This window comes from Pantoea sp. X-Soil-ISGK-355 (assembly GCF_059730805.1).
Genome location: NZ_AP035971.1, coordinates 1,208,671 through 1,223,834 on the forward strand (window position 1 = coordinate 1,208,671; position 15,164 = coordinate 1,223,834).

Annotated in this window: 13 protein-coding genes; 4 read left to right on the forward strand and 9 right to left on the reverse strand. The window is 57.6% G+C overall.

The window, feature by feature from the left end; genetic code table 11:
- Positions 1-64: 64 nt before the first annotated feature.
- The 3 genes from AC6I8J_RS05495 (at position 65) to pnuC (ending at position 2,532) form a co-directional block, all read left to right on the forward strand.
- Entirely contained in the window at positions 65-598 is a 534-nt protein-coding gene (locus AC6I8J_RS05495; protein ID WP_497825155.1) for a methylated-DNA--[protein]-cysteine S-methyltransferase, read from the forward strand.
- A gap of 126 nt (positions 599-724) precedes the next feature.
- Positions 725-1,786 carry a quinolinate synthase NadA gene (nadA, locus tag AC6I8J_RS05500; RefSeq protein ID WP_497825156.1) on the forward strand — a complete coding sequence of 354 codons (1,062 nt, stop codon included), beginning with the start codon at positions 725-727 and terminating at the stop codon, positions 1,784-1,786.
- 23 nt (positions 1,787-1,809) lie between these two features.
- Positions 1,810-2,532 carry a nicotinamide riboside transporter PnuC gene (gene pnuC / locus AC6I8J_RS05505; protein WP_161736263.1) on the forward strand — a complete coding sequence of 241 codons (723 nt, stop codon included), beginning with the start codon at positions 1,810-1,812 and terminating at the stop codon, positions 2,530-2,532.
- Here pnuC and zitB read toward each other — a convergent pair.
- The 4 genes from zitB to AC6I8J_RS05525 form a co-directional block, all read right to left on the reverse strand.
- Complete coding sequence (gene zitB, locus AC6I8J_RS05510) at positions 2,526-3,515, reverse strand: CDF family zinc transporter ZitB (protein ID WP_161736264.1); 990 nt, start codon at positions 3,513-3,515, stop codon at positions 2,526-2,528. The two genes, pnuC and zitB, sit on opposite strands and share 7 nt — an antisense overlap.
- Complete coding sequence (locus AC6I8J_RS05515; RefSeq protein ID WP_497825157.1) at positions 3,493-6,582, reverse strand: hybrid sensor histidine kinase/response regulator; 3,090 nt, start codon at positions 6,580-6,582, stop codon at positions 3,493-3,495. Before AC6I8J_RS05515 ends, zitB begins: the two co-directional genes overlap by 23 nt.
- Positions 6,564-7,145 (reverse strand): response regulator transcription factor, encoded by a 582-nt coding sequence (locus AC6I8J_RS05520; RefSeq protein ID WP_161736266.1) that lies wholly within the window; start codon positions 7,143-7,145, stop codon positions 6,564-6,566. Before AC6I8J_RS05520 ends, AC6I8J_RS05515 begins: the two co-directional genes overlap by 19 nt.
- Positions 7,146-7,245: 100 nt before the next feature.
- Positions 7,246-7,614 (reverse strand): YbgS-like family protein, encoded by a 369-nt coding sequence (locus AC6I8J_RS05525; protein WP_202605056.1) that lies wholly within the window; start codon positions 7,612-7,614, stop codon positions 7,246-7,248.
- A gap of 287 nt (positions 7,615-7,901) precedes the next feature.
- On the opposite strand from AC6I8J_RS05525, the gene aroG reads away from it, so the two are divergent.
- Entirely contained in the window at positions 7,902-8,954 is a 1,053-nt protein-coding gene (aroG, locus tag AC6I8J_RS05530) for a 3-deoxy-7-phosphoheptulonate synthase AroG (RefSeq protein WP_161736267.1), read from the forward strand.
- Between the two features lie 343 nt (positions 8,955-9,297).
- Here aroG and gpmA read toward each other — a convergent pair whose 3' ends face one another.
- The 5 genes from gpmA to modF form a co-directional block, all read right to left on the reverse strand.
- On the reverse strand, positions 9,298-10,050 hold the full coding sequence (gene gpmA / locus AC6I8J_RS05535) for a 2,3-diphosphoglycerate-dependent phosphoglycerate mutase (RefSeq protein WP_161736268.1): 753 nt from the start codon (positions 10,048-10,050) through the stop codon (positions 9,298-9,300).
- A 151-nt stretch (positions 10,051-10,201) separates the two neighbouring features.
- Complete coding sequence (gene galM, locus AC6I8J_RS05540) at positions 10,202-11,236, reverse strand: galactose-1-epimerase (protein WP_222924335.1); 1,035 nt, start codon at positions 11,234-11,236, stop codon at positions 10,202-10,204.
- Complete coding sequence (gene galK, locus AC6I8J_RS05545) at positions 11,230-12,378, reverse strand: galactokinase (RefSeq protein WP_115758781.1); 1,149 nt, start codon at positions 12,376-12,378, stop codon at positions 11,230-11,232. The genes galM and galK overlap by 7 nt, the downstream gene beginning before the upstream one ends.
- Positions 12,375-13,421: a galactose-1-phosphate uridylyltransferase gene (gene galT / locus AC6I8J_RS05550; RefSeq protein ID WP_161736270.1), complete on the reverse strand. Its 1,047-nt coding sequence runs from the start codon at positions 13,419-13,421 to the stop codon at positions 12,375-12,377. Before galT ends, galK begins: the two co-directional genes overlap by 4 nt.
- A 236-nt stretch (positions 13,422-13,657) precedes the next feature.
- Positions 13,658-15,130: a molybdate ABC transporter ATP-binding protein ModF gene (modF, locus tag AC6I8J_RS05555; RefSeq protein WP_497825158.1), complete on the reverse strand. Its 1,473-nt coding sequence runs from the start codon at positions 15,128-15,130 to the stop codon at positions 13,658-13,660.
- Positions 15,131-15,164: the final 34 nt, after the last annotated feature.

Below are 15,164 nucleotides of genomic sequence, written 5' to 3' on the forward strand. Positions count from 1 at the left end.
AACAGCCAGTCAGGCTGATGAAAAGTGCGATAATAGGCGATGAAACCGTGACGGGAGAATCACTATGTACTACTTCAAACCGATAGTTACCCCGGTAGGCGAGCTGAAACTGGTCGCCAGCGACAGTGGCCTGGCGGGCATCTTGTGGGAAAATGATGATCCGAAGCGCACCCGATTTTTGCCCCAGACGCGCGATGACGATCATCCCATCCTGCTTGAAACTGAGCGTCAGCTCAGCGAGTACTTTACCGGTGCGCGTCGCTGCTTTGAGCTGCCGCTCGACATGGTCGGCACCGACTTCCAGAAAAAAGTCTGGCAGGCGCTGGTGGCGATTCCGTTTGGTGAAACGCGCAGTTACAGCCAGATTGCCAGAGAGATCGGTCATCCGCAGGCAGTACGGGCGGTCGGCGCGGCCAATGGTCGTAATCCACTCTCCATTGTTGCGCCATGCCACCGCGTGATTGGCGCTAACGGCAAGCTGACCGGCTTTGCAGGCGGGCTGGACATCAAAGCCTTCCTGCTGGCGCTGGAAGCGCCGCAGTCGCTTATCGACAAAGCGGCTCAAGAGCCGGTCCAGTTAGTGATACAGGCGGACTAAAAATCCCACGACACAGTCTGGCTTTTCCGCTATCGTGTTTAGCATATAAAACACGACGGCGGATTCATCGCCATTATTCGTCTTTACTGGCGATTTTCGTTAATTAGATAAAACGAGAGCTGTGTCATGAGTGTGATGTTCGATCCTGAAAGCGCCGTTTACCCTTTTCCGCCTAAACCTGCTCGTCTGAGTGACGACGAGAAGGCGTTTTACCGTGAGAAAATCAAAGCGCTGCTGAAGGCGCGTAACGCGGTGATGGTGGCGCACTACTACACCGATCCGGAAATTCAGGCGCTGGCGGAAGAGACCGGCGGCTGCGTCTCTGACTCGCTGGAGATGGCGCGCTTTGGCAGTAATCACCCGGCGACCACGCTGCTGGTAGCAGGCGTGCGCTTTATGGGCGAAACCGCCAAAATCCTCAGTCCGGAGAAAACCGTGCTGATGCCGACGCTGCAGGCGGAGTGCTCCCTGGACCTGGGCTGTCCAATCGAAGAGTTTAACGCCTTCTGTGATGCCCATCCCGATCGCACCGTCGTGGTCTATGCCAATACCTCAGCGGCTGTCAAAGCGCGGGCCGACTGGGTAGTGACGTCCAGCATTGCGGTTGAGCTGATTGAGCATCTCGACAGCCTGGGCGAAAAGATCATCTGGGCACCGGATCGTCATCTTGGCCGCTACGTCACCCATAAATCGGGGGCGGATGTGCTCTGCTGGCAGGGTGCCTGCATTGTGCATGATGAGTTTAAAACCCAGGCGCTGCAGCGTATGAAAGCGCTCTATCCCGACGCAGCGGTGCTGGTGCACCCGGAGTCGCCGCAGGCGATTGTCGATCTGGCGGACGCGGTCGGCTCGACCAGCCAGCTGATTCAGGCGGCGAAATCCCTGCCACATCCGCAGATGATTGTCGCCACCGATCGCGGCATCTTCTACAAGATGCAGCAGGCAGTACCGGACAAAGAGCTGCTGGAAGCGCCGACCGCGGGTGAGGGCGCAACCTGCCGCAGTTGTGCTCACTGTCCATGGATGGCAATGAACGGCCTCAAAGCCATCGCAGAGGCGCTGGAGACGGGCGGGGCGGAACATGAGATTCACGTGGATGAGGCGCTGCGTGAGGCGGCGTTACTGCCGCTTAATCGCATGCTATCCTTTGCAGCGGAACTTAAACTCAACGTGAAGGGCAACGCCTAAGCGTTCCCGGACAGGTGCTCAGCATGGATTTCTTCAGCACACATAATATTCTGGTTCATATTCCTCTGGGTGCCGGGGGCTACGATCTCTCATGGATTGAGGCCATCGGCACGCTGGCGGGCTTACTCTGTATCTGGTTTGCCAGCCTGGAAAAAATCATCAACTATCCGTTCGGTTTGATCAACGTTACGCTGTTTGCGGTGATCTTCTTTCAGATCCAGCTCTATGCCAGCCTCCTGCTGCAGCTCTTCTTCTTTGCCGCCAATATCTATGGCTGGTACGCCTGGAGCCGTCAGACCGCCGATCATCAGGTCGAGCTGAAAATCCGCTGGCTGCCACTGCCCAAAGCGCTGGCCTGGGCGGCGGGTTGTGTGATCGCCATTGCGCTGATGACCCTCTATATCGATCCGGTGTTTGCGCTGTTAACCCGTACAGCGGTGACGCTGATGAACGGTCTTGGCCTGTCGGTAGCGATGCCCGCGTTGCAGCCGGATGCCTTCCCGTTCTGGGATTCCTGCCTGATGGTGTTGTCGATTGCGGCGATGGTGCTGATGACACGAAAATATGTTGAGAACTGGCTGCTGTGGGTCATCATCAACGTGATTAGCGTGATGATTTTCGCCCGTCAGGGCGTGTATGCGATGTCGCTGGAGTATGTGATTCTGACGCTGATTGCGCTGAACGGATCGCGTATGTGGATCCGCAGCGCGCGGCAACAGGGTTCCCGCGCGCTCTCGGCTCAGTGAGTGTGCGCTTCGCCTTTAGCGTGCGCAGGGTCATGATCATGGTCGTGAGAATGACTGTGATCATGGCCGGAGGCAGCAGCGCTGCTTAAGCCGAGTTCACACTCGGCACCGGCACAGGGCTGATACTCCATCTGCACGGTCGCATGCGCAATTTGATAGTGCTGGCGCAGATAGTCGTGGATACGATGCAGCAGCGCATCGTGATCGTAAGGCGGGATGACCTGCGCATGCAGCGTCAGCAGCGGCTTTTCGCCGACCTGCCACAAATGCACATGGTGAACATTGCGCACTTCGGCGATGTTCAGCGTCAGATCCCGTATCAGCCGGTTCACATCCAGCGAATGCGGTGTCCCTTCCAGTAACTCCTGCAGACTTTCACGCAGCAGCGCCCAGGCGCTGCGCAGCACCAGCAGGGAGACCAGCAGTGACAGAATCGGGTCGATAGGCGTCCAGCCGGTCAGCAGAATAATCACCGCCGCCACAATCGCGCCCACCGAACCCAGCAGGTCACCCATAACATGCAGCGCGGCAGCCCGCACGTTGAGGTTCTTTTCTCCACTGCCGTGATGCAGCAGCCAGAACGACAGAATATTGGCCAGCAGGCCGCCAATCGCGATCCCCAGCATCAATCCGCCCGTCACCGGCTGCGGGTCGGCAAAGCGACGCACTGCCTCCCAGACGATCAGCACGGTAATGCCCAGCAGCGCAATCGCGTTAACAAATGCCGCTACCGTGGTCAGACGCAGCAGGCCAAAGGTGTGGCGTGCATTAGGTTTACGGCGTGAGAAATGGACCGCCAGCAAGGCCATCAACAGAGCGGCGGCGTCGGTCAGCATATGCCCGGCGTCCGCCAGCAGCGCCAGTGAACCTGAGAGCCAGCCGCCAATGACTTCAGCAACCATGAAGACGACTGTCACCCCGAAGGCGGCCGCCAGACGCGTGCGATTACTATCCTGCCCGCTATGAGTGTGGGTATGTGCCATAAGATTCCAGTTTTTTCAGTAACCTGTTTGCGAATAATATCAGTAATTGCCACGTCTCAGACGTGTCCTGATGCTGTTTAACCTGCTCCGTCAGCTGCTGGCTGAGTTGCGCGCCATGCTCCAGCCCTGCCAGCAAGCAGCTTCCTTTCATCCGGTGTGCTGCTTCGGCGAACTGCGTCCAGTCTGCGCGTTCGTGTGCCTCACGCATCACAGCCAGGTCCTGTGTCACCGTACTGTGCAACGTCTGGCTCAGACGGCTGAGGAATTTGTCATTCTGCTGCGCCAGCTGCCACAGGTTGTCATCCAGTGTCGCCAGCGGATCGTCCTGCCACTCCTGCTGCCACTCTGCCAGCAGCGCGCTGAGATCGGCTAACTGCACCGGTTTAATCAGCACACGCTCGCCCGCCTCAGGTGACTGCGACAGCAGCTGCGCGTCAGCCGAGCAGAGCACCCGCATCGCCTGACGTCTGCGCTGGCGGTCACGACGACGCAATATCCGCAACAACAGCGTACCGTCAGGGCGCGGCATCATCTGGTCGATAAACAATAGATCATAAGGCTGCTTTGCGTCGGCCTGCAGCAGTGCGCGTCCCTGTTCGAAGATGTCAGCCTGAATTGCAAAGCGCGCCAGCTGCTGCTGCATCACCAGCAGATTGGCTGGATGGTCATCGACAATCGCCACCCTAAGCTGTGGAAAGCCGGGCAGGGTCGTGTCGTCTGCGTGGTTTACCGGTGAGCAGATCTGCAGCGGCAGCGTCACGGTGACCTGAGTACCCTGCCCAGGTTCAGAGGCGAGCCGGATGTCGCCGCCCATCCGCAGCACCATTTCCCGGCAGATAAACAGCCCCAGGCCGCTGCCCTGCACCGAAACCGATTTACCGGACGGCGCCTGATACCAGGGATCAAACAGCTTCTGCTGCTCCTCTGGCGGAATACCGCTGCCGCTGTCGCTCACTGTCAGAATCAACTGTTGTTGCTGTGCGGCCAGCGTCAGGCGAATCGCGCCGTGGCGGGTGAATTTTAGCGCATTGGTCATCAGGTTGTTTACAACCTGCTGAAGGCGGTCGGCATCAATCAATACGGTGCCAGGCAGCGGCGTCAGCGCCTCGACGATCAGACGTGGGCCGTCAGCGCGCATCAACGGATGATAAAAATGCTGCTGTTGATCGAGCCACTGCGCCAGCGCCAGCGGGCGAGGTGCCAGGGTAAAACTGTTGCTCTCGATGCGTGCATGATCCTGCAGGTCATTCAGCAGAGTCAGCAGCGATTGTGCGCTGCTGTGCAGTAGCGAAAGGTTCTGGCTGCTGTGCTGCTGCTTCTCCAGCTCCAGCAGACCCAGGATCGCCTGCATTGGGGTACGCAGCTCATGACTGACGGTCGCCAGAAACTGGCTTTTCATTGCATTGGCATGTTCCGCCTGTTCACGCTGCTGACGTTCCCGGCGCTGTTGCCAGTAGCGGCGCGCCAGCAGCAACAGCAGCAACACAATGGCCGCACCTGCCACCGCCAGCACCATCATCGGCAGCGAACGCATCGCTATCACGCTGCCGGGCTGCGGCGGGGTTGACCAGCTGTCGCGCATCTGGCTCTGTGTGTCAGCCGGGATCTGCTGCAGCGCGCGATCCAGCAGGGTGCGCAGCACCGGCTGGCCAGGCGTGACGCCCAGCGCGATCGGCCAGGCGATATCGCTGGCGGCAAAGGCGAGATGAATACGGGCATCATCCCGGCTGGCGATGCGCCAGCGGGCGGAGAGTACGTTATCGACCAGCACATCGATCTGCCCCTTTGCCAGCGCGTCATAGAGACTATTACGATCGGCAAACGGCTGTGGCTTGAGATCCGCAGGCAGCAGACGCAGCGCCAGGTCATCCTGCAACACGCCGATCCGCTTGCCCTGCAGGTCGCGCCAGTGAGCCAGCGTATCGGACTGGACGCTATAAATGCCCCACAGCGCACGCCACACCGGCAGCGACGTGCTCTGCATCGCATCGCCATTCAGCGGCTGCATCAGCTGCAGCATTGCCTGCTTTTGCTGAATCAGCGTGCTGGCCTGACGGGGATTACTGACCCACACCGGCTCAAACGCTAATCCGGTGCTCTGCGCAATCGCTTTCAGCAAATCCACGCCATAGCCTCGGGCAGTTCCGCTGGCATCGCGATAACTCCAGGGATAGTTGTCCGGTTCGGCGGTATAGGTAATACGCGGATGATCGGCAATCCAGGCGCGCTCAGCGGGGCTGAGCATCAGAGTCTGGGTGTCCTGATAGCGCGGCAGGCTGCTGCTCCAGCGTGCCTGTAGCGTGTTCATCAGTTCTGCAGGCAACTGACGCAGGCTCTGATTTATCCAGCTGATAAGCTGGGGATCGCGCGCCACCGCGCGCAGGTTGAGCTGGCCGGCCTCAATGTGGGAGGCGATCTGATAAATCTGGCCCTGTTGCAGCTGGCTCAGCAGAAAACCGGCGCTGGTCTCATCTGCCACCACATAGTCATTTTGCTGATTAAGCAGGGTATAGAGCGCCTGCAGGTCGCTGCTGTAGCGTTGCCAGCTGTGACGGGCCGCCAGCGCAGATGGCAGCTGTGCCAGCGTGCTGTCACTGATAGCAAGCGAGGCATTCTGGCTGTTAAACATCACGGCACGCTGGTTTTGCTGATTGCGGTAAACCCGCAGCGGACTGCTGAACCAGTTTTCGCTGCTCAGGGTGCCGGGTGGCAGTGGGTCGCTCCACATGCCCAGCGCAAAATCGATCTGGCCGCTGGTCAGCGCCTGCATCAGATGTGGTTGATCGCTGTAGAGGTTAAGCGTGAACTGCGCACCGGTCAGCTGTCGCAGCGCGGAAAGATAGTCGGCATTGATGCCATAGAGGTCATTGCCGATGCGCATTGCCCAGGGCGCGTGGTTCTCTTCCAGCAGGCCGACGCGCAGGATCCTGCCCTGCATCGTTTCCGCGTGCGTCACCGGCAGCATCATCGGCAGATTCACGCTGCTCACCGGACGCACCTCAGCCAGCCCGGTGCCGCACCAGAACAGCAGGATCAGCAGAATAACCCTCACTGCTGGGCTTTCCACAGGTCAGCCAGTTCCACTACTGAGCGGGCTCCGGTTTTTTCCAGAATGTTCTTTTTATGAGTACTGACCGTTTTGTTACTGATGTGCAACTGAGCCGCGATTTGCAGATTGGATAGTCCACTGGCCAGCAGTGCCAGAATCTGACGCTCCTTCTGGGTCAGGGGCAGCTCAGGCTCATCATCCATCACCGGAAAGGCCGTCTGACCGCCCAGCACCGCCAGGATGGCGCTGAGTAATTGCGTCATGCGCTGACTCTTTACCACGTAACCGGCCGCACCCAGCGCCTGGGCGCGACGCACATAGTGGCGGGTCTGCTGCGCAGAGTAGATGAGCACCGGGCAATCAGGCCGATGGATCTTCAGACGACGAAGAAACTCCAGGCCATCACTGTCCGGCAGGCCGATATCCAGCACGATAATGTCCAGTGGCTCCTGAAGTAAGGGGCGGGCGGCTTTTTCACTGATGGCAGAGAGGAGTTTAATGGGTATGGGTGACTGGCTCAGGGCAGCTTCCAGTGCCACTTCAACCAGCGGATGATCGTCAATCAGAAGCAAAACGGCCATGAAGGATTTCCTGTAAATTTCACAGGATTAGCATAGCGGAAGAGTGGGGCAGAGGGGAGAAAAACCAGGAGAACGTCAGCTCTCCTGGTTTTAAACAGAATTACTGGGTGGTGCCGTCGGTTTTGGTATCTACGTCGCCGCCGCCCACTTTAGTCTGAACTTTTTTGTTGATGTTCGGACATTTGCCATCTTTACACTGGGCGTTCTGGTCCATTTCGTTAGCAGACATATTACCATGGCTGGTGGTGCTGCCAGACGTTGCAGGATTTGTGTCGGTGCCAGTGTTATTAATTTTGCTGTTATCAACATTATTTGGTGGCAGATTCTCTTTTGCTCCACCCGCCGCTGCACCTGCACTGGCTGCCTGATTCGCTGTACCGTTATTGCTGCTGCTGTCTGCAGCCAGTACCGCGCCGCTGCTCAGTGTCATTGCTGCTGTCAAAAAGATTAAGGCAAACTTTTTCATCATTATGCTCCCGTTAATAAATGAAGAGGCTTTAAGCCCAGAGGTGCAATTTCGGGTAAAAAAATTCCTGACGAAATAAAATTCGCCAGTTGGCTTAAACAGGGTAATTAAATAAGGTAAGCGGGACTTTCCTCAGTGCTTACCATTAAAAAGTCTAGTCGCTAAGCTGATTAATGCAAATATGACCCGCACATTTAACCCGCAGCAGGAATTTACACCCCTGGCGCTTCGGGCTACATTGGGCAGGATGTGTCCGGCGGGCGTCGGGCAAGAAATAATATGGAATCAGTATGAATTACCAGAACGATGATTTACGCATCAAAGAGATTAAAGAGCTGTTACCTCCTGTTGCGCTGCTCGAAAAATTCCCGGCGACCGATCGTGCTGCACAGACCGTTTCACAGGCCCGTCAGGCGATTCATCAGATCCTGCAGGGCAAGGACGATCGTCTGCTGGTGGTGATTGGACCCTGTTCAATTCATGACACCGAAGCGGCGAAAGAGTATGCAGGCCGCCTGCTGGCGTTGCGTGATGAGCTGAAAGGCGAGCTGGAAGTGGTCATGCGGGTCTATTTTGAAAAGCCGCGCACCACGGTGGGTTGGAAAGGGCTGATTAACGACCCCTACATGGATAACAGCTACCAGCTTAACGACGGTCTGCGTCTGGCGCGTAAGCTGCTGCTGGAGATCAACGACAGCGGCTTACCGGCAGCGGGCGAGTTTCTGGATATGATTACCCCGCAGTATGTGGCTGACCTGATGAGCTGGGGCGCGATTGGTGCGCGCACCACGGAATCTCAGGTACACCGCGAGCTGGCATCCGGTCTTTCCTGCCCGGTTGGCTTTAAAAACGGCACCGATGGCACCATCAAGGTCGCGATTGATGCGATTAACGCAGCGGGATCGCCACACTGTTTTCTGTCAGTGACAAAGTATGGTCACTCCGCCATTGTGGAAACCAGCGGTAACGATGACTGCCACATCATTCTGCGCGGCGGCAAAGAGCCGAACTACAGTGCGCAGCATGTTGCAGAGGTCAAAGAGGGCCTGGCAAAAGCGGGTCTGCCACAGCAGGTGATGATCGATTTCAGCCACGCCAACAGCAGCAAGCAGTTCCAGCGTCAGATGATCGTAGCAGATGATGTCTCACAGCAGCTGATTAACGGTGAGCAGGCGATTGTCGGTGTGATGATTGAGAGTCATCTGGTGGAAGGCAACCAGAGTCTGGAGAGCGGCGAGCCGCTGGTCTATGGCAAAAGTGTCACCGACGCCTGTATCGGCTGGGAAGATACGGACAAGGTGCTGCGTCAGCTGGCGGCAGCGGTTAAACAGCGCCGCGGCTGATTGGTTATTCAGACTCATTAACAAAGTCTGGCCGGATTCGCTGTGGAGAGTGAGCCTGCTCAGGGAACACGGTCAGATCGGAAAGACGCTCAAGCCAGTCCCTGGTCGCTCTGCCCGCGCCATCCCTGGCGCGGGACGCTTTCCTCTTCTGACTCTGTTCCCTGCGCGTCGAGCTAGTTTATTGCTGCCAGACTTAGACGGATTTGAATATGTGATTAGTCTGGTACGTACTCACATCCAGGATTTTACTCTGGCAGTTAAACATGACGCGCAGCATTGTCGGGCGCAGCCCAATAAAAAAGGCCAGACTTTCGTCTGGCCTTTTTGCCTTTTCAGCGAAAAATTACTTCGCTTTACCCTGATTCGCAACGGCTGCGGCTTTCGCAGCAATCTCGTCCTGGTCGCCCAGGTAGTAGCGTTTCAGCGGTTTGAAGTTTTCATCGAACTCATACACCAGCGGAACGCCGGTAGGGATATTCAGCTCGAGGATTTCATCTTCGCCGAGGTTATCCAGATATTTCACCAGCGCACGCAGTGAGTTGCCGTGTGCGGCAATAATCACTTTCTCACCGCTTTTGATGCGCGGCAGAATGGTGTCATTCCAGTAAGGGATAACGCGGTCGATGGTCAGCGCCAGGCTTTCGGTGGTTGGCAGCTGCTCCGGAGTCAGTTTCGCGTAACGCGGGTCATGGCCCGGGAAGCGCTCATCTGAACGATCCAGCTCTGGCGGGGTAACGGCAAAGCCGCGACGCCACTGCTTAACCTGCTCGTCGCCATATTTGGCGGCCGTTTCCGCTTTGTCCAGACCCTGCAGCGCACCGTAGTGACGCTCGTTCAGACGCCAGGTTTTCTCAACCGGCAGCCAGGCCTGATCCAGCTCATCCAGCACATTCCACAGCGTGTGAATCGCACGCTTCAGTACGGAGGTGTAAGCGAAATCAAAAACAAAGCCCTCTTTCTTCAGCAGCTGACCTGCTGATTTGGCTTCGCCACGACCTTTCTCAGAAAGGTCAACATCATACCAACCGGTAAAGCGGTTTTCGTTGTTCCACTGGCTTTCGCCGTGTCGCACCAGAACCAGCTTAGTTACAGCCATAGCTTAACTCCTTAATACTGTGATGTTTCTGTGAGATTGGAAACCTGCTGCTGCCCGCATGAAACACGAGCTGATTGCGCCATACCATAACGGAAAAGCGGGCAGCGCGTAAGCCTGTGTGTGACGCACTGCGCGTTTTTCAGCCGGAGGCTCAGCGTGGCGTGAAGCGATACCGCGTCACGGATTCCCAGCGATCTCCCGGCTGCAGCCAGCAATCAGGCTGAGGCCACTCAGCATGATTGGGCGAATCCGGTAAAAATTCACTCTCCAGCGCAATGCCCTGAAATGCATTATAGCTCGCCTGCTCACGGGCACGGGTGCCGGCCAGGTAGTTGCCGGTATAGAACTGCAGTGCCGGTGCCGAGGTAGTCACGCTGAGCTGCAATCTGCCATCTTCCGACCAGAGTTCTGCCGCAGGCTGACTATCGTCGCCTGCGCTGTTGAGCAGAAACGCATGGTCATAGCCCTTCACCGCGCGCTGGTCATCGTCTGCCAGGAAATCCTGCGCCACGACTTTGGCGTTGCGGAAATCAAAGCTGGTATCGGCAACGGCTTTCAGCGGCGCATTCGGAATACCTTCGCTGTCGACCGGCAGATACTGGTCGGCGTGCAGTTGTAAGCGATGCTGGCGTGCGTCGCCATGATGCGCATCAAGGTTAAAGTAGGCATGGTTAGTCAGATTGACCGGGCAGGGCTGATCGCAGCGCGCTTCGTAGCGGATGTTCAGGCAGTTCTGGTCATCCAGTTGATAGCGCACGTCGGCAATCAGATTGCCCGGATAGCCCTGGTCGCCATCCGGCGAGTCGATGCGGTAGTGCACTTCGCTGTCGGACTGGCTGACAATCTGCCAGCGGCGTTTATCGAAGCCCTCCGGCCCGCCATGCAGCTGATGGGCACCCTGGTTTGGCACCAGCTGACGGTTCAGTTTATTCAGTTTTGCCCCGGCGATGCGGTTGGCGTAACGGCCCACCGTGGCACCCAGATAGGCATCCTGGTGCAGGTAGTCAGAGGGCGTGGCGCAGCCAAGCAGCGCTTCACGCACGGTGCCATCCTGCATCGGGACGCGGGCAGAAAGCCAGGTTGCGCCCCAGTCCATAAAGGTCGCCAGCATGCCGTTGGCATTACGCAGCACCGTTATGCGCCACGGCTGACCGTCGGGCGCATGGGAATTGACGTCATTCAGCATTGGCCCGCTCCTTCAGAGGCTTTGCAGACGTAGAAGGTCTCTTTGATGCCGGTCGCGGCTTCATACTGCTCAGCAACGGCAGCTTTCACCTGATCGACCAGATCCAGTGGCATCAGTGCCACGATGCAGCCACCAAAGCCGCCGCCGGTCATGCGCACGCCGCCGCGTTCACCAATCTGCGCTTTCACGATCTCAACCAGCGTATCAATTGGCGGCACGGTGATCTCGAAATCGTCACGCATTGAGGCGTGCGACTCGGCCATCAGCTGACCCATACGTGTCAGGTCGCCCTGAGTCAGCGCATCGGCTGCTTCCAGCGTTCGGGCGTTCTCGGTCAGAACGTGACGCACGCGTTTTGCCACCTGGGGGTCGAGCTGCGCCTGGGCTGCTTCAAACTCGGCCAGTTCAACGTCACGCAGGGCCTTCTTATTGAAGAAACGCGCGCCCGCTTCACACTGCTCGCGACGGGTATTGTATTCGCTGCCGACCAGGGTGCGGCGGAAGTTGGAGTTGATGATCACCACCGCGATATCTTCCGGCATCGACACCGGACGGGTGCCCAGCGTGCGGCAGTCGAGCAGCATCGCGTGATCTTTCCTGCCCAGTGCGGAGATCAGCTGGTCCATGATGCCGCAGTTACAGCCAACGAACTGGTTCTCCGCTTCCTGACCATTCACCGCGATAGCCGCGCCATCCAGCGGCAGGTTATAGAGCTGCTGCACCACGGTACCGACCGCCACTTCCAGCGAGGCGGATGAGCTCAGACCTGCGCCCTGTGGCACGTTGCCGCTGATCACCATATCAATGCCACCGAAATCGGCATGACGCTGCTGCAGATGTTTCACCACGCCGCGCACATAGTTAGCCCACATCGGTTCCTGCACGCTGACGATCTCTTCGTCCAGCGAGAAGGTGTCCTGCGCATTCTCATAATCGGCAGCGACTACGCGAATCTGGCGGTCGTCACGGCGGGCGCAGGCGATGACTGTCTGGTAATCGATGGCACATGGCAGCACAAAGCCGTCGTTATAGTCGGTGTGCTCGCCAATCAGGTTAACGCGGCCCGGCGCCTGAATGGTATGCGTTGCAGCGTAACCGAAGGTGTCAGAGAAAAGCTGCTGCGTGATGGTTTTTAAGCTCATTGTTGTGCCTCACGGAAGTGAACGTCGCTGACAGAACGCAGACGTTCCGCCGCCTGTTCCGCCGTTAAATCGCGTTGGGTTTCGGCCAGCATTTCATAGCCAACCATAAATTTACGTACCGTTGCTGAGCGCAGCAGCGGTGGATAGAAGTGCGCATGCAACTGCCAGTGGTCGTTGGCTTCGCCATTAAACGGCGCGCCGTGCCAGCCCATGGAGTAGGGGAAGGAGCACTGGAACAGGTTGTCGTAGCGGCTGGTCAAAAGCTTAATGGCTTTTGCCAGATCGGCACTCTGCGCTTCACTGAGATCGGTCAGCTGTTTAACGTGCGCTTTCGGCAGCAGCAGAGTTTCAAACGGCCAGGCAGCCCACCACGGCACGACGGCCAGCCAGTGTTCGGTTTCCACCACGGTGCGGCTGCCATCCTGCTGCTCACGTGCCAGATAATCGACCAGCATCGGCGAGCCATGTTTTGCGAAATAGTCGCGCTGATGATCATCTTCGCGCTGCGCTTCATTCGGCAGGAAGCTGTTGGCCCAGATCTGACCATGGGGATGCGGGTTTGAGCAGCCCATCGCCGCGCCTTTGTTCTCAAACACCTGCACCCACGGATAGTGCTGACCCAGATCGGCGGTCTGCGCCTGCCAGGTACGCACCACTTCTTCCAGCGCGCTCAGTGACATCTCCGGCAGAGTTTTGCTGTGATCGGGCGAAAAGCAGATGACCCGACTGGTGCCGCGTGCGCTTTCACAGCGCATCAGGATATCGTCGCTCTCGGGCGCGTCAGGCGTGTCGGTCATCAGCGCAGCAAAGTCATTGGTAAAGACATACGTGCCAGAATAGTCGGGGTTTTTGTCACCGGTAATGCGGGTATTTCCGGCACACAGGAAGCAGTCCGGATCGTGCGACGGTAAGGTATTAACCGCTGGCGTTTCCTGCGCGCCCTGCCACGGACGCTTGGCCCGATGAGGTGAAACTAAAATCCATTGATCAATCAGTGGATTGTAACGGCGATGGGGATGATCGACCGGGTTGAATTTTTCCATGTGAGATCCTGGTAAGCGTCAAAAGCCAGAGAGGCATCGGTAAAAAGTAGCACATCAGCGCGCCCGAAAGCGTGATCAAGTCTGGATAAATGGTATCGTTTACACAAGCTGAATATTCTTATTTCGTGGCATTGTGTGCAGTAATGCGGGATAAAAGGCAGGCCGGAATGGTAGCGATTACACAGGTGTACTTTAAAACGCCGCGATAGCGGCGTTGAGGGGCCGATGTGAACGCGTTAGCGCAACGTTTCCTGCTGAAAAGCGTAGCCGCCTTTATCGGGAACAAAGCTCAGGCGATGCGTGATACAGGCGGGCGCATCTTCGGCATGATGGGAAACAAACAGCAGCTGAGTGCGACCTTCGCCAATCAGCACATCGACGAAGCGCCGCACCAGCTGGCGGTTAATCGGGTCAAGTCCCTGGAGTGGCTCGTCCAGAATCAGCAGCGTCGGATGCTTAACCAGCGCGCGGGCAATCAGCACCAGCCGCTGCTGTCCCCAGGAGAGTGAATGGAACGGCGCATCGCCCAGCCGGTTATCCATTCCCAGCAGTGTCAGCCACTGTTGTGCCAGCGCTTTCTGCCGATCGGATGCCGCCTGATAGAGACCGATGGAGTCGAAGAAGCCCGACAGGATCACCGTCCGCACATTGGTGCTGACGCGATAATCGAGGTGCAGACTGCTGCTGACATAGCCAATATGCTGTTTGATATCCCAGATGGTTTCGCCACTGCCGCGACGACGGCCAAACAGGGTGAGATCATTGCTGTAGCCCTGTGGATGATCGCCGGTTACCAGACTCAGCAGCGTCGATTTCCCGGCGCCGTTCGGGCCAGTAATCTGCCAGTGCTCGCCTGCGTTAACCTGCCAGTTCAGCCCCTGAATGACCGGTCGGTCGTTGTAGGAGACGGTGCCGTTGCGCAGGATAACGCGCGGCGCATCATCTGCCAGTGAGGGCAGCTGATCCGGCACATCCGCTTCGGGCAGCGCCATTCCCATCAGCTGTTCACTGTGTGCCAGCTGTGCCACCAGCGCTTCCGTTAAAATCGTCTGGCGTGGGCCACTGTGAGTAAGAGTGCACTCCGCCAGCACACCCACCTGCTGAACGAAATCGGGAATGTCGTCAAAGCGATTGAGCACCAGCACCAGCGTAAACGCCGGGTGCTGCAGGTTGCGCAGCGTATCGGTCAGGCTGGCGCGTGACGCTACATCCAGTCCGTCAAACGGCTCATCCAGAATCAGCAAATCTGGCTGGTTCATCAGGGCCTGACAAAGCAGGGTTTTGCGGGTTTCGCCGGTAGAGAGATATTTGAAGCGGCGTGACAACAGCGGTTCGATACCAAACTGCTGAGCCAGTTGTTTGCAACGTTCCGGCTGCTGCACTTCCGCCTGAATGACCTCTGCCACGGTCAGTCCGGTATCCTCTTCACCTTCGCTGAGCATGTCGGTGTTGTTGCGCTGCCACTCCTGCGCCACCAGCGTCTGTAACTGTTCCAGTGACAGCCGGACCGGCCTTGTGAAATCGCTGCTGACGGAACCCGCAAGCGGGGGCAATTCACCGGAGAGCGCGCGCGCCAGTGAGGATTTACCGCTGCCGTTGGCACCGACAAAGGCCCAGCTTTCGCCGCGCTGCAGTTCCACCTGATTCAGACTCAGTATCCGGGTATCACTGAGATGAAACGTGCCTTGCAAAATATGCAATGAAGCCATGATCTGTTCCATTTTTTGCATCGAGTCACTGAGT